At 62.9% G+C, this 24,217-nt stretch carries 26 protein-coding genes and 1 pseudogene; 10 read left to right on the top strand and 17 right to left on the bottom strand.

The features are described 5' to 3' along the window. Positions 1-110: 110 nt before the first annotated feature. On the bottom strand, positions 111-854 hold the full coding sequence (locus tag EN808_RS15620; protein WP_127278144.1) for a DsbA family protein: 744 nt from the start codon (positions 852-854) through the stop codon (positions 111-113). Positions 855-1,018: 164 nt separating this feature from the next. Beyond that, a complete protein-coding gene (locus tag EN808_RS15615) occupies positions 1,019-1,519 on the bottom strand; it encodes a DUF721 domain-containing protein (RefSeq protein WP_127278143.1) in 501 nt (166 codons plus the stop codon). Positions 1,520-1,572: 53 nt separating this feature from the next. Between EN808_RS15615 and mutY the strand changes: the two genes are divergently transcribed. Together mutY and EN808_RS15605 are read left to right on the top strand one after the other, a co-directional pair. Continuing rightward, positions 1,573-2,712: an A/G-specific adenine glycosylase gene (mutY, locus tag EN808_RS15610; protein ID WP_127278142.1), complete on the top strand. Its 1,140-nt coding sequence runs from the start codon at positions 1,573-1,575 to the stop codon at positions 2,710-2,712. After that, entirely contained in the window at positions 2,705-3,316 is a 612-nt protein-coding gene (locus EN808_RS15605; RefSeq protein WP_127278141.1) for an HAD family phosphatase, read from the top strand. The genes mutY and EN808_RS15605 overlap by 8 nt, the downstream gene beginning before the upstream one ends. A 58-nt stretch (positions 3,317-3,374) precedes the next feature. Here the strand turns inward: EN808_RS15605 and EN808_RS15600 are convergent, their stop codons facing one another. Further along, positions 3,375-4,508, bottom strand: a complete 1,134-nt coding sequence (locus EN808_RS15600) for a site-specific DNA-methyltransferase (RefSeq protein WP_127278140.1) — start codon at positions 4,506-4,508, stop codon at positions 3,375-3,377. Positions 4,509-4,686: 178 nt separating this feature from the next. Here EN808_RS15600 and EN808_RS15595 point away from each other — a divergent pair, with 178 nt between their 5' ends. After that, complete coding sequence (locus tag EN808_RS15595) at positions 4,687-5,376, top strand: HAD family hydrolase (RefSeq protein ID WP_127278139.1); 690 nt, start codon at positions 4,687-4,689, stop codon at positions 5,374-5,376. A 42-nt stretch (positions 5,377-5,418) separates the two neighbouring features. Here the strand turns inward: EN808_RS15595 and EN808_RS15590 are convergent, their stop codons facing one another. Next, positions 5,419-6,144 (bottom strand): hypothetical protein, encoded by a 726-nt coding sequence (locus tag EN808_RS15590; protein WP_127278138.1) that lies wholly within the window; start codon positions 6,142-6,144, stop codon positions 5,419-5,421. A 129-nt stretch (positions 6,145-6,273) separates the two neighbouring features. Here EN808_RS15590 and thrC point away from each other — a divergent pair, with 129 nt between their 5' ends. From thrC to EN808_RS15570, 4 genes are read left to right on the top strand one after another with little or no spacing between them, the layout of a single operon-like run. Further along, on the top strand, positions 6,274-7,671 hold the full coding sequence (gene thrC / locus EN808_RS15585) for a threonine synthase (protein ID WP_135916285.1): 1,398 nt from the start codon (positions 6,274-6,276) through the stop codon (positions 7,669-7,671). 14 nt (positions 7,672-7,685) lie between these two features. After that, the gene (locus EN808_RS15580) at positions 7,686-8,978 is read left to right on the top strand and encodes a pitrilysin family protein (protein WP_127278136.1); all 1,293 of its coding nucleotides are present in this window, start codon (positions 7,686-7,688) and stop codon (positions 8,976-8,978) included. Between the two features lie 12 nt (positions 8,979-8,990). Continuing rightward, positions 8,991-9,587 carry a GNAT family protein gene (locus EN808_RS15575; protein WP_127278135.1) on the top strand — a complete coding sequence of 199 codons (597 nt, stop codon included), beginning with the start codon at positions 8,991-8,993 and terminating at the stop codon, positions 9,585-9,587. A gap of 3 nt (positions 9,588-9,590) precedes the next feature. Then, positions 9,591-12,479, top strand: coding sequence for an EAL domain-containing protein (locus tag EN808_RS15570; RefSeq protein WP_127873126.1), 2,889 nt, complete (start codon positions 9,591-9,593; stop codon positions 12,477-12,479). A 25-nt stretch (positions 12,480-12,504) separates the two neighbouring features. On the opposite strand, the gene EN808_RS15565 is transcribed toward EN808_RS15570, so the two are convergent. Beyond that, entirely contained in the window at positions 12,505-13,113 is a 609-nt protein-coding gene (locus EN808_RS15565; protein ID WP_127281136.1) for a YqgE/AlgH family protein, read from the bottom strand. 172 nt (positions 13,114-13,285) lie between these two features. On the opposite strand from EN808_RS15565, the gene EN808_RS15560 reads away from it, so the two are divergent. The 3 genes from EN808_RS15560 to EN808_RS15550 all read left to right on the top strand — a co-directional run bounded on the left by EN808_RS15560 (position 13,286) and on the right by EN808_RS15550 (position 15,231). Beyond that, entirely contained in the window at positions 13,286-14,092 is an 807-nt protein-coding gene (locus EN808_RS15560) for a protein-disulfide reductase DsbD domain-containing protein (RefSeq protein WP_127873123.1), read from the top strand. Between the two features lie 83 nt (positions 14,093-14,175). After that, complete coding sequence (locus EN808_RS15555; protein WP_135881522.1) at positions 14,176-14,658, top strand: peroxiredoxin; 483 nt, start codon at positions 14,176-14,178, stop codon at positions 14,656-14,658. Positions 14,659-14,754: 96 nt separating this feature from the next. After that, positions 14,755-15,231 carry a DUF2938 domain-containing protein gene (locus EN808_RS15550; RefSeq protein WP_127280542.1) on the top strand — a complete coding sequence of 159 codons (477 nt, stop codon included), beginning with the start codon at positions 14,755-14,757 and terminating at the stop codon, positions 15,229-15,231. Here the strand turns inward: EN808_RS15550 and EN808_RS15545 are convergent. From EN808_RS15545 to ctaD, 12 genes and pseudogenes are all read right to left on the bottom strand, one after another. Then, positions 15,228-15,821 carry a histidine phosphatase family protein gene (locus EN808_RS15545; RefSeq protein ID WP_127280541.1) on the bottom strand — a complete coding sequence of 198 codons (594 nt, stop codon included), beginning with the start codon at positions 15,819-15,821 and terminating at the stop codon, positions 15,228-15,230. The genes EN808_RS15550 and EN808_RS15545 overlap by 4 nt on opposite strands. A gap of 41 nt (positions 15,822-15,862) precedes the next feature. Then, complete coding sequence (gene rnhA / locus EN808_RS15540) at positions 15,863-16,396, bottom strand: ribonuclease HI (RefSeq protein ID WP_127280540.1); 534 nt, start codon at positions 16,394-16,396, stop codon at positions 15,863-15,865. Next, entirely contained in the window at positions 16,393-17,370 is a 978-nt protein-coding gene (locus tag EN808_RS15535) for a homoserine kinase (protein WP_127280539.1), read from the bottom strand. The genes rnhA and EN808_RS15535 overlap by 4 nt, the downstream gene beginning before the upstream one ends. Positions 17,371-17,376: 6 nt before the next feature. Continuing rightward, positions 17,377-18,387 (bottom strand): 4-hydroxy-3-methylbut-2-enyl diphosphate reductase, encoded by a 1,011-nt coding sequence (ispH, locus tag EN808_RS15530; RefSeq protein ID WP_127873120.1) that lies wholly within the window; start codon positions 18,385-18,387, stop codon positions 17,377-17,379. A gap of 87 nt (positions 18,388-18,474) precedes the next feature. Continuing rightward, positions 18,475-19,230: an SURF1 family protein gene (locus EN808_RS15525; protein WP_167531498.1), complete on the bottom strand. Its 756-nt coding sequence runs from the start codon at positions 19,228-19,230 to the stop codon at positions 18,475-18,477. Next, the gene (locus EN808_RS15520; protein ID WP_027142361.1) at positions 19,227-19,613 is read right to left on the bottom strand and encodes a DUF983 domain-containing protein; all 387 of its coding nucleotides are present in this window, start codon (positions 19,611-19,613) and stop codon (positions 19,227-19,229) included. Before EN808_RS15520 ends, EN808_RS15525 begins: the two co-directional genes overlap by 4 nt. Positions 19,614-19,631: 18 nt before the next feature. Continuing rightward, positions 19,632-19,754: pseudogene (locus EN808_RS37620) on the bottom strand (L,D-transpeptidase family protein); the annotation flags it as partial. Between the two features lie 80 nt (positions 19,755-19,834). Continuing rightward, a complete protein-coding gene (locus EN808_RS15515) occupies positions 19,835-20,716 on the bottom strand; it encodes a cytochrome c oxidase subunit 3 (protein WP_127279330.1) in 882 nt (293 codons plus the stop codon). Position 20,717: 1 nt separating this feature from the next. Beyond that, positions 20,718-21,350: a cytochrome c oxidase assembly protein gene (locus EN808_RS15510; RefSeq protein ID WP_127279329.1), complete on the bottom strand. Its 633-nt coding sequence runs from the start codon at positions 21,348-21,350 to the stop codon at positions 20,718-20,720. Beyond that, a complete protein-coding gene (locus EN808_RS15505) occupies positions 21,350-21,517 on the bottom strand; it encodes a hypothetical protein (RefSeq protein ID WP_189522194.1) in 168 nt (55 codons plus the stop codon). Before EN808_RS15505 ends, EN808_RS15510 begins: the two co-directional genes overlap by 1 nt. Continuing rightward, entirely contained in the window at positions 21,514-22,458 is a 945-nt protein-coding gene (locus tag EN808_RS15500; protein ID WP_127279328.1) for a heme o synthase, read from the bottom strand. The genes EN808_RS15505 and EN808_RS15500 overlap by 4 nt, the downstream gene beginning before the upstream one ends. Before the next feature lie 75 nt (positions 22,459-22,533). Then, the gene (gene ctaD / locus EN808_RS15495; RefSeq protein WP_127279327.1) at positions 22,534-24,186 is read right to left on the bottom strand and encodes a cytochrome c oxidase subunit I; all 1,653 of its coding nucleotides are present in this window, start codon (positions 24,184-24,186) and stop codon (positions 22,534-22,536) included. Between the last annotated feature and the right edge of the window lie 31 nt (positions 24,187-24,217).

Here is a 24,217-nt window from a genome sequence, read left to right as displayed (position 1 = left end):
ACACCGGTTCCGCAAAAGTGTACCGAAGTTTTGCGATAGGGCGCATGGCGCGCGAACAGATAGAAAGGCAAGCAGCGCCGGAGCGCTGCCGCTTCAGCGCTGAGCCGATGTCAGAGCAGAGGGTCGATGATGGCCGACATTTCCTCAATCGACATCGCCCCTTTGTAGGTCTTACCGTTGATGAAGAAGGTCGGTGTCGAGTCGACCTTGAATTCATTGGCGCCACGCTTCTGGACCGATCTCACATCGTCCAGAAGTTTCTGGTCCGTCAAGCAGGCCTCGAAGGACTCCTGTGTAAAACCGGCAAGCTTGGAGATTTGCAGCAGCGCATCCTTGGTGTTGGACACGCCGACCCAGTTCGCCTGCTGCCGGAACAGGACATCGACCATCGGGAAATAGTTATCCTTGGCGCAGCGTGCCAACATGAAACCCGCCTCGGCGCTCGGATCGAACGGGAATTCGCGCAGGATGTAGCGGGCCTTGCCGGTATCGATGTACTTGGTTTTCAAATCCGGGAAGGTGGTCTCGGCGAAATGCGCACAGTGCGGGCAGGTCATCGAAGCGTATTCGACGATGGTGACCTTGGCGTCGTCCTTGCCGAGCTGCTTGTCGGGCAGCGCACCCGGCTTCAACAATTCGGCCATATCCACCGTGCCTTGCGCCTCCGGCACCTGGACCGCTGCGGGCGTGGCCGGCTTCGCGGGCGTTGCCGGGTCCGCGGGCTTGACATCCGCCGCCTTGGCTTGTTCGCCGGAATCACTGCAGGCCGCGAGCAGGGCCACCGCCGGAATGGCGGCCAGCGAAGTCAGGACGTTTCTGCGAGAGAAGCTTTGGCCAAACGGGGTGCGGCTCATACGAATCACCTGATAAGGGTTGAATTTTGCAATGCAAAGACACGAAAAAGCGAGAGTTGGCGCGAATTAAGGCATCCCTGTCCCCAATCCAATCGCGAAACCTGACAAGGGTGATCACGAATGCGCGAGATTAACGACAAACCTATGACTGTTTCCAGTCAGAACTAGGCTTTCCTTGTGCCCAAAATGGTCGCACCCAGCCTTTCCAGTGAGGCGCGCAGTCCGTCATCCTCGATCAATCCGACTGTATCGGCCAATTTCGCCTTTTCCGCCGCGCTCAGTGGCCTGAGAGCAGGTTTGGGCCGGGCTTTTCCAGAAGTCACCGGCTTCTGCACGATCCTGATGCGGCCTATCGCGATAAAGCCCAGGAAGGCGTTGACCCGGTTGATGATCTCGCCGGTCTCGTGCTGCAGGTGAAGCGCGGCCATGCCTTCGCAGGCGATGACCAGCACGGCCGGCTCGAATGGATCGTCCTCGTGCAGGCGGCGCGGCCACTGGATCTTTTCGGGCCGCGAGTGAATGGCCAGGCGCGGGCCAGCAATCTCTTCCCAGGACTGGACGAGACCGATCGAGATGCCTGCCCGCTTGCGCAGCACCGGGTCGAGGATCTCGGTGGCGAGGTCGCTCACCGGAACGGGATTGCCGAAGGGCCTTTTCCCTGCCATGTGCGTTCTCCAGCCACGACCCAGCAGACACCGGCCAAGCCTACGCAAGATCAATGGCACCAGCAGACCAGACCCGCAAGGCCCAGACCAGCAGAGCCAAGGCCGACGATACGGCGTCACGGCTGGTCGCCTGGTACGACGCGCATCATCGCGAACTGCCGTGGCGCGTGACGCCGCGCGAGCATGCACGCGGCGTGCGGCCCGACCCCTACCGTATCTGGCTGTCCGAGGTCATGCTGCAGCAGACCACCGTCGAAGCGGTGAAATCCTATTTCCGCGCCTTTGTCGAGAAATGGCCCGATGTCGAAGCCTTGGCCGCGGCGCCGACCGAGGATGTGATGAAAGCCTGGGCCGGGCTCGGCTACTATTCCCGCGCCCGCAACCTCAAGGCCTGTGCCGATCTGGTGGCGGCACGCGGCGGCCGGTTTCCCGACACCGAGACCGGACTTCGAGAATTGCCCGGCATCGGCGCCTATACGTCGGCGGCAATAACGGCGATTGCCTTCGACCGCCCGGCGGCCGTTGTCGACGGCAATGTCGAACGCGTCATCTCAAGGCTGTTTTCGATCACGACGCCGCTCAGCGAAGCCAAGGCCGAGATACGGGCCCAGGTCGAGCGCATGGTGCCGGCGACGCGATCGGGAGACTTCGCCCAGGCGATGATGGATCTCGGCGCCACGATCTGCACGCCACGCCGGCCGCGCTGCATGCTGTGCCCGCTGCGCGAGGACTGCAGCGCCGCCATTGCAGACGACCCCGAGAATTTCCCGGTGCGGCTGCCAAAGGCCGACAAACCGCTGCGGCGCGGCGCGGCTTTCGTGGCCGTGCGTGAGGACGGCGCCATTCTTTTGCGCAAGCGGCCGGAAAAAGGGCTGCTCGGCGGCATGACGGAAGTGCCTACCACCGACTGGACAGCGCGGGTGGACGGAGCCACCACGCAAGCGGCGGCGCCCTTTCCCGGCGCCTGGCGGCACGCCGGGTCAATCACGCATGTCTTCACCCATTTCGCGCTCGCACTCGAAGTCTTTCACGCCCACATCAAAGGTGATGCGGTGGCAGGGCACTTCTGGTCGCCCGCTGGCGAGATTTCCGGCGAGGCGCTGCCGACTGTCATGAAAAAGGCAATCGAGGCTGCGATACCCGGCGCGACGAAAAAACCGTCGCCATCAGGTGCAAAGAGACCCCATGACTGAAATCCGCCACATCGTTTTCGACATCGGCAAGGTGCTGATCCACTACGATCCAAACATTCCGTTCAGCCGCCTCATTCCCGATGCCGACGAGAGAAAGTGGTTCTTCGACAATGTCTGTACGCATGACTGGAACCTCGAGCAGGATCGCGGCCGGACGTGGCAAGAGGCCGAGGCGCTGCTCATTTCGGATCATCCAGATCATTCTGAAAACATCCGCAATTTCCGCCGCCACTGGCACGAGATGGTGCCGCATGCCTATGACGACAGCGTCGCCATCATGCTCGGCCTGATCGAAAGCGGCCATGATGTCACCATGCTGACCAACTTCGCCTCCGACACGCTGGCCGAAGCCCGGCAGCGCTTCGATTTTCTCAACCGCCCACGCGGCGTGACAGTGTCGGGCGATATCGGCAAGATCAAGCCCGACTGCGACATCTACGACCATCACGTGGCGGCGTTCGGCCTCGAACCGTCCGCGACACTGTTCATCGACGACAGCCAGAAGAATGTCGACGGCGCCAAGGCGGCCGGCTGGAAAGCGGTGCTGTTCACCGATGCCAGGACGCTTCAAGCGGATCTTGAACGCTTCGGAATAAAGGCGTGATCTCTATCGCTTGGGGCGATCCGTTGAGACTTTGATTCAACGAATAAGCGGCAGGGGATCAGCCCCCTGCCCGCTCCATGCCGAGGCGGGCGATGCGGCGCAGTTCGTCGATCGGGGTAAGTCCGCCGCTGCGCTCATAATGCCAGAAGGTCCAGCCATTGCAGGCGTCCAGCCCCTGCACCTCGGCGCCGATCTTGTGGATCGAGCCGGCGCTGTCGCCGATCGCCACGGTGCCATCGGCGCGAACCTTGGCGGCCCAGCGCTTCTTGGCGTCATAGAGCGTGGCACCGGGCGTCACCAGACCGGTGTCGATCAGGCTGACGAAGGCGACGCGCGGCTCGGCGCGCTTGCCGGTAAGCACGGTGAGATCCGCTTCGTCGAGTGGCCGCACGGCATCGATGCGCTCATTGGCGGCGTCGATATAGGCCTGCTCGCGCTCGATGCCGACGAAGTGGCGACCGAGGCGCTTGGCCACGGCACCCGTCGTGCCGGAGCCGAAGAACGGGTCGAGCACGACGTCCCCCGGCTTGGTCGAGGCCATCATGATACGGGCAAGCAGCGCCTCGGGCTTCTGTGTCGGATGCAGCTTGTCGCCATTGTCGTTCTTCAAGCGCTCGCCGCCGGTGCAGATCGGGAACAGCCAGTCGGAGCGCATCTGGATATCGTCGTTCGACGCCTTCAGCGCTTCGTAGTTGAAGGTATAGCCCTTGCCCTTCTGATCGCGCGAGGCCCAGATCATCGTCTCATGCGCGTTCTGGAACCGGCGGCCGCGGAAATTCGGCATCGGATTGGTCTTGCGCCAGACCACGTCGTTGAGGATCCAGAAGCCGAGATCCTGCATCTTGGCGCCGACCCGGAAGATGTTGTGGTAGGAGCCGATGACCCAGATCGTGCCGTTGGGCTTCAGCACGCGGCGCGCCGCCAGCAGCCAGGCGCGGGTGAAGGCGTCATAGGCTTCGAAGCTCTCGAACTGGTCCCAGTCGTCGTCGACCGCATCGACCTTGGACTGGTCGGGACGATGCAAATCGCCGTCGAGCTGCAGATTGTAGGGGGGATCGGCAAAGATGACGTCGATCGACTTTTCCGGCAGGCGGTCGAGCGCCGCGACACAGTCGCCTTTCAGGATCGTGTCCAGCCATTCGGATTGCTGGGGAGCATGGGAGAGCTCGTCGAGAAGACGCACGGCTGACATTTTTACACCCAAGGCACGCGTTACTGTTTACTCCCCGTTATGGTTACCGATCAGCGTAAATATTCGGTGAAGCTTTATCGATCCGGTGCAGGAGTTTGCGAAGGCGTGCCCATTGGTGTATGCCGCGCCGCTTGAGCCCTGAGCGGCCATTTCTCCATCCTCCATCGTCCGGATCATCATGCCCCAGCCAGACCTTGTCATCTTCGATTGCGACGGCGTGCTCGTCGATTCCGAAATCATCGCCGCACGGGTCGAGGCCGAATTGATCACCCTGGCCGGATATGAAGTCTCGGCGGAGGAGATTGCCGAGACCTATGCGGGCCTGACCTTCAAGGACATACTGATGCGGATCGAGGAGAAGTCCAAGATCCCGTTCCAGGTCTCGTTGATCGATCGCGCCGAGGAACTGGTCGACCGCAAACTGCGCAGCGACGTTCGTGCCATCGAAGGCGTGCGGGAAGCGGTCGCCTCGGTCACGACGCAACGCTGCATCTGCTCCAATTCACGTTCGGAGCGGATCGAGTTCATGCTGGAGAAGGTGCATCTGCTGCCATTCTTCGCCGGACGCATCTTCTCGGCGCTGGAGACGCCGACCGGAAAGACCAAACCGGCCCCGGACGTGTTCCTGCATGCCGCCGAAAAGCTCGGCGCCAACCCGGCGAACACCTTCGTCATCGAGGATTCCGTGCACGGCGTCACCGGCGCCACGGCCGCCGGTATGCGCGTGATCGGTTTTACGGGCGCGAGCCACAGTTATCCCGGCCACGCCGATGCCCTGACCGAGGCCGGCGCCGAAACGGTGATCCGGCGGTGGGCGGAGTTGAAAAGCGTTATCGCGGCGCTGTCGGAGTGGTCTGCGAATGCTTGAGCTGCGTGCGCCCGACCGGACGCACGCCACGCTGAGGGCCGCTCAGTTCGTTGCCGCGGCTTTCTTCTTCTTGCGCTTCGACTTGTCGGTTGTAGCCTTGGGCGCGGTTTCATCATAACCGGCATAGGCCTGATAGTCCGCAGCCGTCGGCGCCGGTACGACGATATTGGAATCGGTGAAGACGAACTGGGTCGCGACCGAGGGATCGGTGACCTGGACCTGATACTGGTGGATTTGCGAATAAAGCACGTCGGTGCCGTGCATCACCGCGGTACGGATCGGCATGGTGATGGTGCCCGGAGTGAATTTCGGCCCTGGTACGATCTTGCCGGCAACCGCGATCGTCATCGTCAGTTGTCCGTCGGCACGGCTGCAATCGCGGGTCACGTCGCTGATCGATGCCTGATAAATGATCCTCGCCGAATCGTCGGGCGGTGTAGCGGCGGCGGCGTCAGCCGCTGCCTGGGCCGCTGCATCCGCAGCGGCGTCGCCGGTCTTCTTGAGCTTCGGCTTGGGCTTCCGGGCCTCGTTGACATAGGTGTTGAAGAACGCCGTGCCATCGCGCACCGTCACCCTTGGGCAGTAGGCGTTCAGCTGGCTGGCCAGCACCTTGGGGTCCTGCGGCGGCGGTGGCGCCGTCGGGTCCTTCTTGCCGAAACCGAGGTTCAAGATGCCATTGTCGCCGGATTGGCAGCCGGCGGCGGCAAGCATAAAGCCCGTGAGCGCGAGACCCGCCAAAAAGCGACCACTTGATATACGAAACGCCATGAAACTGCACTTCCCTCTCGCAAAGCTGGTGACGTATATCAACCGCGCGGCAAAAATGCGACTACAGCCGGTGCAGAAATTAACCACCTTGTGGTGAACGGAAAAACAGGCGGCAAACGGATCTGTGACATGCACTATGTGAGTACCCGCGGGGAAGCGCCCGCGCTTGGATTTTCCGACGCCGTCCTGGCCGGCCTGGCGCGCGATGGCGGGCTTTATGTGCCGCGCGAATGGCCACACTTCTCGTCATCCGAGATCCGCGCCATGCGTGGCCTTGCCTATCCTGACCTTGCAATCCGCCTGCTGACGCCGTTCCTCGGCGGCGAGATCGCCGCACCGGTCTTCGAGCGCCTGGTCCGCGAAGCCTATGCCACCTTCCGCCATGAGGCTGTCTGCCCGCTGGTCCAGACCGGCGCCAACACTTTTGTCCTCGAACTCTTCCATGGGCCGACGCTGGCGTTCAAGGACGTGGCGATGCAATTGCTTGCCCGGCTGATGGACCATGTGCTTGCCGAACGCGGCCAGCATGCCACCATCGTCGGCGCCACGTCGGGCGATACCGGCGGCGCGGCCATAGACGCCTTTGCCGGGCGCAGCCGCACCGACATCTTCATCCTGTTCCCGCATGGCCGCGTCTCGCCGGTGCAGCAGCGGCAGATGACCACGTCGAAGGCTGAAAATGTCCATGCACTGGCGATCGAAGGCAATTTCGACGACTGTCAGGGCCTGCTGAAGGATATGTTCAACGATCACGGCTTTCGCGACCGGGTGTCGCTGTCGGGGGTCAATTCGATCAACTGGGCGCGCATCATGGCCCAGATCGTCTATTATTTCTCCTCGGCATTGTCGCTCGGCGCACCGGACAGGCCGGTCTCCTTTACCGTGCCGACCGGCAATTTCGGCGATATCTTCGCCGGCTACGCCGCCAAGAAGATGGGCCTGCCGATCGACCGGCTGGTCATCGCCACCAACGACAACGACATATTGGCTCGCACCTTCGCGACCGGCGAATACCGCACCAAGGGCGTCTTTGCGACCACCTCGCCGTCGATGGACATCCAGGTTTCCTCGAACTTCGAACGCCTGCTTTTCGAGGCATCAAACCGCGATGCGGCGACGGTGCGGCGCTACATGGCCGGCCTGAAGCAATCGGGCGCTTTCACCATCGAAGCCCGGGAAATTGCCGGGATGCGGTCCGAATTCGATGCCGGCCGCGCCGATATGGACGAGGTCGCCGCCACCATCCGCTCGACGCTCGCGGGCAGCAATTATCTTCTAGATCCGCACACCGCCGCGGCCATGTATGTCGCGGCCGGCAAAGCATCGGGCGCCGTGCCGATGGTGGTGCTGGGCACTGCACATCCGGCGAAATTCCCGGCCGCCGTCGAGGCCGCCAGCGGTGTCTCGCCCGCCCTGCCCGCATGGCTAGGGGGATTGATGACATTTGAGGAAAAATACACGGTACTTCCATCCGACCTGAAAATGGTGGAAGATTACGTCAGCCGCCGTGCGCGGGCGGCGCGTTAGGGAGTACGAGCCATATGGGTGTTGAGGTAAGCCGTCTGTCGAACGGCCTGACAGTCGCCACCGAAACCCTTCCAAGTATCGAATCGGTTGCCTTGGGTGCCTGGGTCAAGTCGGGTGCCCGCAATGAACGCGAAGAAGAGCATGGCATGGCCCATCTGCTCGAACACATGGCGTTCAAGGGGACGAAGCGGCGAAGCGCCTTCGAGATCGCCTCGGAAATCGAGGACGTCGGCGGCGAGATCAATGCCGCCACCAGCGTCGAGACCACCTCCTACTACGCCAGGGTGCTCTCCGACGACGTGCCGCTGGCCGTCGACATCCTGTCCGACATCCTGCAGGAGTCCGAATTCGACCCGCAGGAACTCGAGCGCGAGCAGCACGTCATCCTGCAGGAGATCGGCGCCGCGCACGACACGCCCGACGACATCGTTTTCGACCGTTTCACCGAGACGGCCTTCCGCCACCAGACCATCGGCCGCTCGATCCTGGGCACGCCCGAAACGGTAAAATCCTTCACCTCCAAGCAGTTGCACGATTTCATCGAACGCCAGTATGGCGCCGAGCGGATGGTGATCGTGGCGGCCGGCGACATCAAGCACGACAAGTTCGTGCGCGAGGTCGAAAACCGGCTCGGCGGCTTCCGCAGCAAGGCCGACAGCACCATTCCGCAATACGCGCAATATGTCGGCGGCGATTTCCGTGAGGACCGCGACCTGATGGACGCGCAGATCGTGCTGGGCTTCGAGGGCCGCGCCTATCATGTGCGCGACTTCTACGCCTCGCAGGTGCTGTCGATGATTCTCGGCGGCGGCATGTCATCGCGTCTGTTCCAGGAAGTCCGCGAGAAACGCGGCCTGTGCTATTCGGTCTATGCCTTCCACTGGGGTTTTTCCGATACGGGCATATTCGGCGTCCATGCCGCCACGGGGCAAAGCGACATCGCCAAGCTGGTGCCTGTCATCATTGACGAGTTGCAGAAGGCCGGCGAGAGCATCCTTCAAGAAGAACTCGACCGTGCGCGCGCCCAGTATCGCGCCGGGTTGATCATGTCCGCCGAAAGTCCGGCCAGCCGTGCCTCGCAGATCGCGCGCCAACTGCTGCTTTTCGGCCGTCCGATCGCAAAGGAAGAGTTGATGGAGCGGCTGGCGGCGCTGACGATCGAGCGCCTGACCGACCTGTCGTCGCGGATGTTCTCGACCAAGCCGACGCTTACCGCTGTCGGGCCCGTGGGTACGCTGGCACCATACGAGGCGATCCTCGATTCGCTTCCGGGTACGCAGGCCACGGCCCGCAGGCTCGCCGTCTAAGTCCCAAGCGCCGTGTTCGCGCTCCCTTTCTTTCGCCGTGACCTGCCGGCACTGAAGGGCAACCTCGTCACGCTGCGCGTGCCGTTCACCAGCGATTATCGCGAGTGGTCGGCGGTGCGCGGCGAAAGCCGGACGTTCCTGGAGCCGTGGGAGCCGCGCTGGACCCCCGACGAACTCGACCGCACGGCATGGCGCCTGCGCATCAGCCGCTATCGCGAGGACTATGCACAGGGAACGGCGATCGCCTTCTTCATCTTCGAGAAGTCGAGCGGCAAGCTAGCGGGCGGCATCACGCTCGGCAACATACGTCACGGTGTCTCGCAAAGCGGCCATGTCGGCTACTGGATCGGCGAACGCTTCGGCGGCCGTGGCCTGATGACCGACGCGGTCAAGGTGGTGGCCCGCTTCGCCTTCGATACGCTGAGGTTGCACCGGATCGAAGCCGCCTGTATTCCCGACAATATCAGGTCGATCCGCGTGCTTGAAAAAGCCGGATTCCGGCGCGAAGGACTTCTGCGATCCTATCTCAGGATCAACGGCATCTGGCAGGACCATTACCTCTACGCCCGGATCGCCGACGATCCGCCGGGCGCTGGAACGAAGGACTGATTTTTGACGAATTTCCTGCGAAACGGACCGCTGTTCGCCTTTCTGCTGGCGACGATGCTGACGCTGTGCGCGGCTTCGTCGGCCTTTGCCGTAGAACCCATCAAGATTGCCCGCGACGATGTCGCGCTCGACCTTTCGCGCGCCGTCGAGATCTACCGCAATCAGGGTGAGAACTTCCAGGTGTCGACCGCGCCCGGGCCGGACGGCATCGTGCGGCGCATCGAGGTCGAAGCCAACGACGCCCGCTCGACCGGCGACTGGGCGGTGTTCGCGCTCGCCAACACCACCGACCAGCAGCTCGACAGGCTGATCGTCGCGCCGCATTTCCGGCTGGTCAATTCCGGCATCTTCTGGCCGGATCTCGGCTCGACGCGCATCGCCGCCATCACGCCCAGCGAAGGCTTCGCACTCGACCGCCAGACCAGCCCCGATGCCGACGTGTTCCGGGTGACGCTGAACCCCGGCACGGTGATCACCTTCATCGCCGAGCTTGCCTCGCCGAAGCTGCCGCAGGTCTACCTCTGGGATCCGGAATCCTACAAGGACTCGGTCAATTCCTACACGCTGTTTCGCGGCATCGTCATCGGCATTGCCGGCCTTCTGGCGCTGTTCCTGACCATCCTGTTCGTCGTCAAGGGAACGTCGATGTTCCCGGCGACGGCAGCCCTCGCCTGGGCGGTGCTTGCCTATATCTGCGTCGATTTCGGCTTCCTCAACAAGGTCATCGAGATTTCGCCCGGCAACGAGCAGATGTGGCGAGCCGGAACGGAGGTGGCGCTGGCGGCGACCTTCGTGGTCTTCCTGTTCGCCTATCTCAACCTCAATCGGTGGCACGGCCATTTCAGTTATGGCGCCCTGGTCTGGATTCTAGGCCTGCTGCTGATCGCCGGCGTCGCCATCGTCGATCCGGCGGTCGCCGCCGGCATCGCCCGCATCTCGTTTGCCGCCACGGCGCTGACCGGGCTCGGCCTGATCATCTTCCTCGGCATTCGTGGTTATGACCGCGCCATCATGCTGGTGCCCAGTTGGGTCATGGTGCTGTTATGGCTATGCGGGTCGTGGATGGCGATCACCGGCATGCTCGACAACGACATCGCCCAGCCAGCACTTGGCGGCGGGCTGATCCTGATCATCCTCTTGATCGGCTTCACCGTCATGCAGCATGCCTTTGCAGGCGGTGCGCTGCATCAGGGGCTGTTCTCCGACCTCGAGCGACAGGCGCTGGCCGTCGCGGGGTCGGGCGATACGGTGTGGGACTGGGACGTGCTGCGCGACCGCGTGGTGACCAAACCCGATGTCAGCATCCAGCTCGGCCTTGCTCCCAACAGCCTGGGCGGTGCCGCGCGCAACTGGCTGCCGGTGCTGCACGCCGATGACCGCGACACGTTCCGCACGACGCTCGACGTCGTTCTGGAACATCGCCGCGGCAAGGTGGCGCAGAATTTCCGCCTGCGCGGCGCCGACGGGCACTATCACTGGTTTGCCCTGCGCGCGCGCCCGGTCATCGGGTCGGACGGCGAGGTGATCCGCTGCGTCGGCACCATGGTCGACGTCACCGAACAGAAGAAATCCGAGGAAAGGCTGCTGCACGACGCCGTGCATGACAACCTGACCGGCCTGCCGAACCGCGAATTGTTCATGAACCGGCTGGAGGCGATCATCTCGATCGCCCGTACCGAAGAGAAGGTGCGTCCGACCGTCTTCGTCATCGACATCGACCGCTTCAAGCAGGTCAATGACGGGCTCGGCATCTCGGCCGGCGACACCATCCTGCTCACCATCGCGCGCCGCCTGCACCGGCTGTTGAAGCCGAAGGATTCGCTGTCGCGCTTCGCCGGCGACCAGTTCGCCCTGATGCTGCTGTCCGAGCAGGATCCCGCCCGTATCGCCGGCGTGGCCGATGCCATCAAGCACGCGATCAACAACCCGATCACCTTTGCCAAGCGCGAGATCGTGCTGACCGCCTCGATCGGGCTGATCACCTGGACCTCGGCGCAGACCTCGGCCGAGGACATGGTCAAGGACGCCGAGCTCGCCATGCATCAGGCCAAGCGCTTCGGCGGCGACAGGATCGAGCCATTCCGCCCTGCATTCCGCACCGTCGGTACCGACCGCTTGCAGTTCGAATCCGACCTGCGGCGCGCCATCGAGCGGCGCGAATTCACGCTTGCCTACCAGCCGATCGTGCGGCTCGAGGACGGCAGTGTCGCCGGCTTCGAAGCGTTGCTGCGCTGGGACCATCCACGCCGCGGCATGATCCCGCCGGCCGATTTCATCCCGGTCGCCGAAAGCTGTGGGCTGATCGTGCAGCTTGGCCTGTTCGCCATGCAGCAGGCGGCCGAGGATCTCGCGGGATGGCAAAAGCAGATCGGCGACGCACCGCTGTCGGTCTCGGTCAACCTGTCCAGCCGCCAGCTCATCCGCCGCGACCTGGTCAGCGATGTGCGTTCCGTGATCGCACGCGCCAATTTGAAGCCGCGCTGCTTCCGGCTCGAACTCACCGAGTCCCTGGTCATGGACAATCCCGAACAGACGGCTCATGTGCTGACCAAGCTGAAACAGCTCGGCATTGGCCTGTCGCTGGACGATTTCGGCACCGGCTATTCATCGCTCGCCTATCTGACGCGGTTCCCCTTCGACACCATCAAGATCGACAAGAGCTTCGTCGACGACAGCACGCCCAAGCGCGCCGTGCTGCTCAAATCCATGGTCAACATGGCGCATGAGCTCGGCCTGTCTGTCGTCGCCGAGGGCATCTCCGACGAGCGCGATGCGCTGGAGCTGCGCCAGATGGGCTGCGAATATGTGCAGAGCTTCATGTTCGGCGCGCCGATGCCGGGCGACCAGGTGCTGAAGACGCTGAAGGAGCAGTATCCGCTGACGCAGGCCTAGAGGCCTTGGGCGTCGGCCCGATATGTTACGCGTGGCCGGCGGCGAGGCTGAGATGCGCGAGATCGATGCCGATCGAGGCAAGGATCCGGTCGTATTTACGCTCGATATCGGCGTCGAACAGCAATTCCGGTGTTGCCGGGCAGGTCAGCCAGCCATTCTCGGCGATCTCGGTCTCCAGTTGGCCGGCGCCCCAGCCGGAATAGCCCAGCGCCATCAGCGCACGACGCGGCCCGCGCCCCGACGATATCGCGCGCAATATGTCAACCGTCGCGGTCAGGCAGATGTCGTCGGAAACGGTGAGCGAGGATTCCACGCGGTAGTCACCCGAATGCAGGACGAAGCCCCGGCTGCGGTCGACAGGCCCGCCATTGCGCACGACGAAATCGCGCGCCTGCGCCGGCAGGCGGATCGCCTCCTGCTCGTTCATGATGCCGAGCTGCACCAGAAGGTCCGGAAACAGCATCTGCTGCGTCTGATTGATGATCAGGCCCATCGCGCCTTCATCGCTGTGCGCGCAGATGTAGATGACCGAGCGCGTGAAACGGTCGTCCTTCATGCCAGGCATGGCAATCAGGAACTGATCGTCGAGAAAGCCACGGCGGGCGGCTGTCTTCTTGTGGCGCAACAAATCCATTCCAGGGAGGGTAACGCGTTTCCCGGGCGCCGAAAAGATGCGCCGTACCGGATTCGACCAAAGCCCATATTGCGGGGCCGGTCTTGGCTTGCCCGCAAAGGTCACGCAAATATGATATCAGTACGGCCATGAAATCATTGCGCGGCCACGAACGGACGATCAAATCACCGCCATGCAAAGCTTGAAAATCCTGTTGCTCGGCGCCGCCATCGGATTGGCAACCGCCCTTCCCGCCACCGCCTCCTCATCCGCCTGGTACAACAGCGAAGGCGGCAAGGTACGGCTGGTGACATCAGGCAAGCCGGACGACGCCGGCCGCATCCGAGGTGTCCTCGACATAGCCCTCAAACCCGGCTGGAAGACCTATTGGCGCGACCCGGGTGACGCCGGCGTGCCGCCGCAGCTCGACATTTCGGCCAGCACCAATATCGGCGATGCGACACTGTCGTTTCCCGCGCCGCAGCGTCACGACGATGGCTATGGCAAATGGGCCGGCTACAACTATCCGGTTTCGCTGCCGGTGACGTTCACGCTGTCGACGCCGAACCAGCCGGCCGTCATCGATGCCGACGTCTTTCTCGGCATTTGCGAAACCATCTGCATCCCCGTGCAGACACGGCTGAGCGTCGACCCCGCTGCCGATCCCGACAATGCCGACGACACGGCATTGGTAAAGGCGAGTTTCACGGCATTGCCGGCGGCTGCAAAACCCGACTTTGGCATCAACGTGCTGCCGGGCAATCACGAGACGCTGGTTGTCGAGGCGAGTTTTCCTGGCGATCCGCAGGCGGCGGATTTCTTCGTCGCCGGCGAGCGCGACTATATGTTCGGCACCCCTTCCCGTGCGGAAAAGGACGGCAAGTTGATCTTCACCGTGCCGATCCTCGATCGCCCCTCGACGACGCCGACGGACGGCGGGCTTCATTACACGCTGACGAGTTCGGCGGGCGCGGTCGAAGGGCTGCTGCCTTTCCCTTGATCCAGCTTGCCCGAACGGTTGCAGGAAGCCGCCGAGTTCGCTACCCAAGCACCGTCCTTCCCCAATCCCCAAGCGAGGAACTCATGACCATCTCCGTTGGCGACAAGCTGCCCGAGGCGACCTTCAAGACCATGACCGCCGACGGCGCCAAGGCGATCACGTCGGCCGAGATTTTCCCGGGCAAGAAAGTGGTGCTGTTCGGCGTTCCCGGCGCCTTCACGCCGACCTGCAGCAACAACCATCTGCCCGGCTATCTCGAGAACCATGACGCGATCCTGGCGCGCGGCGTCGACACCATCGCGGTCGTTTCGGTCAACGACGTCCATGTCATGGGCGCCTGGGCGCGCTTCACCGGCGGCGAAGGCAAGATCCTGTTCCTCGCCGACGGCAATGGCGATTTCGCCAAGGCGGTCGGTCTTGACGCGGACTACTCCGGTGGCGGCATGGGCCTGCGCTCGAAGCGGTTTTCGATGATTATCGACGACGGCAAGGTCACCGCGCTCAATGTCGAGACCAAACCCGGCGTCGACGAGTCCGGCGCGGCTCATATTCTCGGCCAGCTCTGAGCTTCGACGGCCGGTCAGGCGGGGGTCGCAACGGCTGGCCTCGCCTAACAAGCGGCTGCGCTCCAGAACTGCCGGCTTTCGGGGGGAATTCCAACGATGTTTGACATCATCTGGCGCGCTATCGCGATCGGCGTCGGCGCCACTGTCCTGATGGATATCTGGGCCTTCTTCCTGCACAAGGCGTTCGGCCAACCACGGCCAAACTGGGGGCCGGTCGGGCGCTGGGTCTGGCATCTGCGTCACAAGGTGTTTCACGACGATATTGGCGATGCCACGCCCTACGCCCATGAGAAGGCGCTGGGCTGGGCTTTCCATTACTTCGTCGGCATTGTCTACGGCATCATCCTGGTGGTGCTGGCGGGCGCGGGCTGGTTGGCGGCCCCGACCTTCCTGCCGGCCTTCATCCTCGGCATCGTCACCATCGGCGCCGGCTGGTTCCTGCTGGCGCCAGGCATGGGCGCCGGCTGGGCGGCGTCAAAGCGGCCTAATCCGATGCTAATCCGCGCCCTCAACCTGGTCTCGCACACCGTGTTCGCACTCGGTCTTTGGGGAACGGCGCTGCTGATCCGCTAAGGATTCAGGGGCTGTTCTACCCTGTCGATCGGCCGCCATCCATGGATGAGGCGGCGGGCGCCGATATCGTAGGCGAAATAGTTGCCGCCGCCCGCCGGCTGATCCGCGTCGCGGCTGATCCGGCTGTCGCTCAGCGACACCAGCAGGAGCGTGCCGACACCGCCATGTCCGACAAAGGCGATATCTCCGGCGCCGCCGGCATCAAGCACGGCCTCGACCTCGCTCACAATGCGCTGCTGCGCGTCGATGGCTCGCTCCCAGCCACGAATGCTTTCGTGCGGATTGGCGAAGAAACGGTCGGCGACCGCCTCGAACTCAGGAGGCGGCAGGAAACCCGTCGCCGACCGGTCGTTCTCATGCATCCGCTCCCTCACCTGCACCGCAAGGTCGAGGTGCCGCCCGAGCACCTCGGCGGTTTCAACGGCCTTGCGTTCGCCCGATGACACCACACGCGCGATCGATGCGATCCACGGCTGGTCCAGCATTGCATGCGCCCTGGCGCGGCCGATGTCGGACAGACCCCAATCCGGTACCGGAATGGTGGCGTCGATCTGAACCTGAGGATGGGTGATGTAGTAGGCGATCGACATGACAGAAACTCTCCGGCCGGTCAGCCCCCTCGAACAGAAGCTCAATAGCTCTGCGTAGAACGACGCGGCTTCGAAGCCAGCGGCTGCTCTGCCTGGCCATCAGGCTTTGGCGCCAGCACTGCCGGCCTGAAAGGCCCCTTCTTGAACGGCGCCATGCCTTCCCGTGCCAGTTCGTCGGCACGCTCGTTCTCGGTGTGGCCGGCATGGCCCTTCACCCAGTTCCAGGTGACCTTGTGGCGTCGGTTGGCCTCGTCCAGCGCCTGCCACAACTCGCCGTTCTTGACCGGCTTCTTGTCGGCGGTCTTCCAGCCGTTCTTCTTCCAGCCATGGATCCATTTGGAAATGCCGTCCATGACGTATTTGCTGTCGGTATGAAGCTCGACCGTGCAAGGCTCCTTCAACGCGTTCAGCGCCGAAATGGCCGCCAGCAATTCCATGCGGTTGTTGGTCGTCTCGGCCTCGCCGCCGGAGAGTTCCTTGGTGGCGCCGTTGAAGCGCAGGATGGCGCCCCAGCCGCCGGGGCCGGGATTGCCGGAACAGGCGCCATCGGTAAAGATTTCAACCTGCTTGCTCATGATGCCCCATATTCGGCCAATCCATATTCCGAAGGAGATCTGATCGCCCGATGGAACCGCATCCTTCTGATGTATTCGGTCGGGTCGCGTTTCATGACGAGCCCGCCATCGGGGACGGTCAGCCAGTCGTAAAGCCGGGTCAGCATGAAGCGCAGCGCCGAGCCGCGCGCCAGCATCGGTAGCGCCGCCTTCTCCTCCGCGCTCAGCGGGCGCACGCTCTGATAACCGGCAAGCAATGCCTTGCCCTTGGTAAGGTTGAAGGAAAAATCCTTCTCGAAGCACCAGGCATTGAGACAGGTGGCGACATCGTAGGCGTAGAGATCGTCACAAGCGAAATAGAAATCGATCAGACCCGAAAGCTTTTCGCCCAGGAAAAAGACATTGTCCGGGAAAAGATCGGCGTGGATTATGCCCTTGGGGAGCCCCTTGGGCCAGTTCTGTTCGAAATCGGCGAAGTCGGCATCGACCTCGGCCGCCAGTCCCGGCTCGACTTCGTCGGCGCGGGCGCGGGCCGCGTCCCAAAGCTTGCGCCAGCCGTCGATGGCGAGCGCGTTGGGGCGGGTCATAGAGAAATCGGCGCCGGCCAGATGCAGCGCGGCCAGCGCCTTGCCAACCTCGGCGCAATGGGTCGCGGCCGGTCGCCGCAGCGAAAGCCCTTCGAGGAAGGTGATGATGACCGCCGGCCGGCCGGCCAGCGTGCCGATGACGCTGCCGTCATGCGCGGTAACCGGCAACGGGCAGGACACCCCCTTGTTGGCGAGGTGGCCCATCAGCCCAAGGAAAAACGGCAGGTCCGCCTTCTCGACCCGCTTTTCATAGAGCGTCAGGATGTAGGAACCGCTGGAGGTGTGCAGCAGGAAGTTCGAATTCTCGGTACCTTCGGCGATGCCCTTATAGGACAGGAGGTCGCCGACCGGATAGTGCTTCAGGAAAGCGCCGAGTTCGCCCTCCGCAACGTCGGTGTACACCGCCATGGCCGTTCACGCGGCCCCGTTGACGAAGGCCATGTCGGCCGGCGTCAGTTCGACATCGCGCAATACCCGCATGACCGGAAAATCCTCTGTTTCGGTGGCCGTGATGGCCAGGTCGATGGTCACATCGAAACGCTGACGGAACGCGTCGATGATCTCGTCGACGATGATCTCCGGCGCCGATGCTCCCGCCGACAGGCCAAGCGTCGAAATGCTGCCGATGTCATTCCACGGAATTTCGGCGGCGCGCTGCACGAGAAGCGACATGGCGGCGCCGGCGCGTTCGGCAACTTCGACGAGGCGGCGCGAATTCGAGGAATTGGGAGCGCCGACGATCAGATAGAGGTCAGCACCGGGGGCCGTGTCCTTTACCGCTTCCTGGCGGTTGGTGGTGGCATAGCAGATCGATTCCGCCGCCGGCGCCTGCAGGTCCGGAAAGCGTTCCTGCAGCGCGCGGATGATACCGGCAGTATCCTCGACCGAGAGCGTTGTCTGGGTGACGAAACCGAGTGCCTCGGGATCGGCCGGCACAAGCCGGGCGGCATCGGCCTCGGTCTCGATCAGCGTTACCGCGCCTTCCGGCAACTGTCCCATGGTGCCGATCACCTCGGGGTGCCCGGCATGGCCGATCAGCAGAACGTGGCGGCCAAGCCGCTGATGCCGCATCGCCTGTTTGTGGACCTTGGAGACCAGCGGACAGGTTGCATCGAGATAGAACAGGTTGCGCGCCTGCGCGTCCGCCGGCACCGACTTGGGCACGCCGTGCGCCGAAAAGACGACGGGCGACTGCCGATGTTCGGCCGGGATTTCGGAAAGTTCCTCGATGAACACGGCGCCAAGGCTTTGCAACCCCTCGACGACGTAGCGGTTGTGCACGATCTCGTGGCGGACATAGACCGGCGCGCCATATTTCTTCAGTGCCAGCACGACAATCTGGATGGCACGGTCGACGCCCGCGCAAAAACCGCGCGGCTGGCAGAGCCGGATCGTCAGAGGAGGCTTGGCGGTTGTGTGAAGCATTAAATCCTGCCGGTTCGTCAGCGCCGAAATGAGGTGCCCACCCCCGCCCTGTCAAGGGTCTGTGTAGAAAGGGGGCGTCGCTCGCGTTCAGTCCTCTTTCGCGGGCCGGCGAAGCCGCAGGACGAGTATGGCGGCAAGCGCGGCGGCGAGCCCGTACCAGGTGACAGCATATTGCAGATGGCTGTTCGGCAGGTCGATGATGGTGACGCCTCCGACCGGCAGGCCGCCGGGGTTAGGCGTCTTGTCGGCATCGATGAAGATCGGCACCAGCTTGAACCCAGCCGGCAGGCCGGCGCTCGCGGCCATGACGTCGCGGTCCTTCCAGTAGAAGATGTTCTTGGCCACGTCATTGTCGGGAAGCATCATCGAGGGCTTTGCCGACAGCGGGTTGCGAGCAAGCCCGGTGACCGTGACCTTGCCCGTTGGCTGTCCCTTGGCACGCTTGGCGGCATCCTTGAGGTCGTAGGGCACAAAGCCACGGTTGATCAGAACGAAACGGCCATCGTCGAGGGCCAGCGGCGTGTAGACGTTGAAGCCGGCATCCCCTTCCCAGGTCGCGTAGAAGTGCCGTTCGCCGGGATGCAGGAAAGTGCCGGTGACCGTGACCGGCGTGTAGTCGACGTCGCCGGTCGAGGCGAATTCCTTCTCGACCTCTGCCAGCGGCAACGGCGCCGAATGGGTGCGCTGGTCGATGGTCTGCAGCAGGCCTTCCTTCCAGTGCAGGCGCTGGACCTGCCAGGTGCCGAGCGCCAGCAGGATGAAGAACAGCACAAGGCCAAGGGCGATCAACAGCGCCGATCTCGGCCGCGAACGGCCGCCGGCCTTGGCGGAAGCTTCGCTCATTCGCCGCGATCCAGCCGACCCTCGGCCGCTTTGTTGCGGTATTGCAGGGTGAGCAGCACGCCCTTGATCAAGCGAAGCGCCGTCAGGCACAGCACCAGGGCGAGCGGGATCCATATCAGCAGATGCAGCCAGAGCGGCGGGCTCAGCGTCACTTCAACCCAGAGCGCCAGCCCGACGATGATGAAGCCGATGATCAGGATGACGAACACCGCCGGCCCGTCGCCGGCATCGGCGTAGGAATAGTCGAGGCCGCAATTGACGCAGCGCTTGCCGACGGTGAGGAAGCCGGAAAACAGCCGCCCCTCGCCGCAGCGCGGGCAACGGCCGTGCAGGCCGGCCGAAATCGGATCGATCGGAGGCCAGATCGCCCTATCTTCACTCATGGTTGTCTTCATTCATGGTCATTGCTCGACATCGATCGGCGTCCCATCGGCCACCATTGCCCAGATTTCGTCCATGTCGGAGTCCGTAACCGCAATGCAGCCGTCGGTCCAGTCGACCAATTGAAGCAGCCAGCCCCACCACGACAATCATAGCGCCGAAAAGAAGAAGGCGGCCACGTTGCCGCGACCGCCTTCCCCAAATCGAAATCCCAAAGGCTGGATCAGTGGCCCTCGATCACCGCGCCGACCGATCCCCAGACGTAGATCGAGGCGAACAGGAACAGCCAGACCACGTCGACGAAGTGCCAGTACCAGGCGGCCGCCTCGAAGCCGAAATGCTGCTTGGGGGTGAAGTCGCCCTTCATCGCGCGGATCAGGCAGACCAGCAGGAAGATGGTGCCGATGATGACATGGAAGCCATGGAAGCCGGTCGCCATGAAGAAGGTGGCGCCGTAGATGGAATCCTTGAAGCCGAACGGCGCGTGCATGTACTCGTAGGCCTGCACCATGGTGAACAGCATGCCGAGGCCGACGGTCAGCACGAGGCCGTTGACCAGCCCCTTGCGGTCGCCATGGATGAGCGAGTGATGCGCCCAGGTGACCGTGGTGCCCGACAGCAGCAGGATGACGGTGTTGTAAAGCGGCAGGTGGAAGGGATCGAGAACCTCCATGCCCTTCGGCGGCCAGACACCACCGGTAAACGTGTGGCGCGCGTAGTTCTGCACCTCACCGGCAAAAAGACTGGCATCGAAATAGGCCCAGAACCAGGCGACGAAAAACATCACCTCCGAGGCGATGAACATGATCATGCCGTAGCGCAGGTGCAGCGACACGACGCGCGTGTGGTGGCCCTCATGCGCTTCCTTGATCGTGTCCGACCACCAGGCGAACATGGTGTACAGCACGATCACGATGCCGATGAAGAACAGCCAAGGATTGGCAATGTTGAAGCCGAAGATCGGGAAGGAACCGCCCTTCAGGTATTCCATGAGGCAGACACCGCCAAAAGCGGTGACAAGCGCCCCGACCGATCCCAGGAAAGGCCACGGGCTCGGGTCGACGAGATGGTAGTCATGGTGTGGTTTTGCGTGCGCGTCTGCCATATCAACCCCCGAGATTTCCTTCGGTATCTGAAACTGTCTTGCTATTGCCCTTGGCCGGCTCCGAGGAGGCGACCGGCTTGTTCTTCTCGACCGGGAACATCGTATAGGACAGCGTGATCGTCTTGATGTCCTTCAGTTCCGGCACGTTCACGATGTCGGGATCCACATAGAACAGGACCGGCATGTCCAGCGTCTCGCCGGGCTTCAGCGTCGTATCGGTGAAGCAGAAGCATTCGACCTTGTTGAAGTAAGGGCCCGCCAGTTCCGGCTGCACGTTGAACGTGGCGCGGCCGGTGACGGGGCGATCGAACTTGTTGGTGGCCTGATAATGTGCCTGCACGGTCTCGCCGATCTTCATGGTCATCGAGCGCTGGACCGGCTGGAACTCCCACGGCACGCCGGCAATGTTGGCATCGAAGCGGACGGTGATCTCGCGGTCAAGCACGCGGCCGGCATACTGCTTCTCGACACGCTGCGTCGTGCCGCCATAACCAGTCGCCTGGCAGAACATCTTGTACAGCGGCACGGCTGCATAGGCCATGCCGATCATGCCGGTGAAGAAGGCGAGGCAGACAGCCGCGACGACGCGGTTGCTGGTCTTGCCCGCCGTCTTTCTGGGCGTCTCGGCGCTCATCACATCTTGCCCGACAAATTGTGGCCGAACTTCACGATCGTCGCGATGTAGAAAATCACGACCAGCAGAGCCAGCGCCACGCCAATCGCAATGGAACGGCTGCGCTGGGCCTTCTTCTGGCGCTCGGTCAGGGTGACCGTCTCGAGTTCTTTCTCGACCATGGTCATGCCCCACCCATGGCAAGCGCGCGTTCGACGACACTGTCGGCCAGATAGGCGGCGAAGATGGCGAAGAGATAGAGCAGCGAATAGGCGAACAGGGCCTTGGCCGGCTTCATGGCGCGGTCATCGTCGGCCATGCCAAGCACTTTCCAGGCATACCAGACGAAACCAGCGCCCAGCAGCAGAGCGGCCACGCCATAGAATGGCGTCGTGTAGCCGAGCAGCCAGGGCAGCACGCCAACTGGGGCCAGCACCAATGCATAGGCGAAAATCTGACGACGGGTCGATGCATGACCTGCGACGTTCGGCATCATCGGGATGCCGGCGCGGCCATAGTCCTCGGACTTGAACAGCGCAAGCGCCCAGAAATGCGGCGGCGTCCAAAGGAAAATGATTAGGAACAGGATGATGCTTTCGAAACTGACCGACCCGGTCACCGCAGCCCAGCCGATCACCGGAGGAATGGCGCCCGCGGCACCGCCGATGACGATGTTCTGCGGCGTCGAGCGTTTCAGCCATATCGTGTACACGACGGCATAGAAGAAGATGGTGAAGGCCAGCAGCGTGGCGGCCAGCCAGTTGACCAGCACGCCGAGCGTCATCACCGACAGGACCGAAAGCACCAGGCCGAAGCTGAGCGCCTCGTGCGGCTGGATACGGCCCGACGGGACCGGGCGGCTGGCGGTCCTGGTCATTACCGCGTCGATGTCGGCGTCGTACCACATGTTGAGGGCACCGGAGGCGCCAGCCCCGATCGCAATTGCCAGGATGGCTATCACCGCCAGCAGCGGATTGATGGTCACCGGTGCGGCGACCAGCCCGACAAAGGCGGTGAACACCACCAGCGACATGACGCGCGGCTTCAGGAGTGCGAAGAAATCGCCCGCCGTCGCTTCCGACATGCGGAAGCCCGCTTCGTCAATGCTGGTTTCGTCGACTAGGGCCATGCGTACTGAAGTCCATTATTCCGTTGGCCAAAACCGCCGGCGGACCGGCGGTTTCGCATTCGAGGGGAAGCCGCCTTACTTGATCTTCGGCAACTGCTCCCACTGGTGGAAGGGCGGCGGCGAAGGCAGCTGCCATTCGAGCGTCGTTGCACCCTCGCCCCACGGATTGGCGCCGGCCACCCGCTTCTTCTGGAAGGCTTCGAACACGCAGTAGAGGAAGATCAGGACGCCGACGGCCGAGATATAAGAACCGATGGACGACACATAGTTCCAGCCCGCAAACGCATCGGGATAGTCGATGGTGCGGCGCGGCATGCCGGCGAGGCCGAGGAAATGCTGCGGGAAGAAGATCAGGTTGACGCCGACGAAGGTGACCCAGAAGTGGGTGTTGGCGATGACGGGCGAGTACATGTAGCCGGTCATCTTCGGGAACCAGTAGTACCAGCCGGCGAAGATGGCGAACACCGCGCCCAGCGACAGCACGTAGTGGAAGTGGGCAATGACGAAATAGGTGTCATGCAGCGACCGGTCGAGGCCGGCATTGGCCAGCTGGACGCCGGTGACGCCGCCGATGGTGAACAGGAAGATGAAGCCCAGCGCCCACAGCATCGGCGTCTTGAACGAGATCGACCCGCCCCACATCGTTGCGATCCAGGAGAAGATCTTCACGCCCGTCGGCACGGCGATGACCATGGTGGCGAAGACGAAATAACGCTGCGTGTCGAGCGACAGGCCGGTCGTGTACATGTGGTGCGCCCAGACGATGAAGCCGACGGCGCCGATCGCGACCATGGCGTAAGCCATGCCGAGGTAACCGAACACTGGCTTCCTCGAGAAGGTCGAGACGATATGGCTGATGATGCCGAAACCCGGCAGGATCAGGATGTAGACTTCCGGATGGCCGAAGAACCAGAACAGGTGCTGGAACAGCAGCGGATCGCCGCCGCCATCGGGAGCGAAGAAGGTGGTGCCGAAATTGCGGTCGGTGAGCAGCATGGTGATGCCGCCGGCCAGAACCGGCAGGGACAGCAGCAACAGGAACGCAGTGACCAGCACCGACCAGGCAAACAGCGGCATCTTGTGCAGCGTCATGCCAGGGGCGCGCATGTTGAAGATCGTGGTGATGAAATTGATGGCACCGAGGATCGAGGAGGCGCCGGCGATGTGGATCGACAGGATCGCCAGATCCATGGCCGGACCGGGCTGACCCGAGGTCGAGAGGGGTGGGTAGAGCGTCCAGCCGCCACCAACGCCGTAGGCGCCCGGCGCACTCGGCACGAACATCGAGGTGAGCAGCAGGATGAAGGCCGGCGGCAGCAGCCAGAACGAAATGTTGTTCATGCGCGGGAACGCCATGTCCGGCGCACCGATCATGATCGGCACCATCCAGTTGGCAAAACCGCCGATCAGCGCCGGCATGACCATGAAGAAGATCATGATCAGGGCGTGCGCGGTGGCGAAGGCATTGTACATGCTTTTGCCGCCGTCGACCGCGGCGTCACCGTTCATGCCGTAGACCATCTGCGCCAGGCCGCTGAAGATCTGGATGCCAGGCTCCTGCAGCTCCATGCGGATGGCGACCGACAGCGCGCCGCCGATGATACCGGCCATGATCGCGAAGATCAGGTAGAGCGTACCGATGTCCTTGTGGTTGGTCGAATAAACCCACCGCACCCAGCCATGATACGGCTTGTGGTCGTGCCCGTCGTGAGCTGCAGCGTCTGCCATGTTCCGCTCCGTTCCCTAAATCTTGCTAAAC

Source organism: Mesorhizobium sp. M8A.F.Ca.ET.165.01.1.1, assembly GCF_004792065.1.
GTDB lineage: Bacteria > Pseudomonadota > Alphaproteobacteria > Rhizobiales > Rhizobiaceae > Mesorhizobium.
The sequence above is the reverse complement of the archived record's forward strand: the minus strand, read 5'-3'. Positions and strand labels throughout refer to the sequence as shown.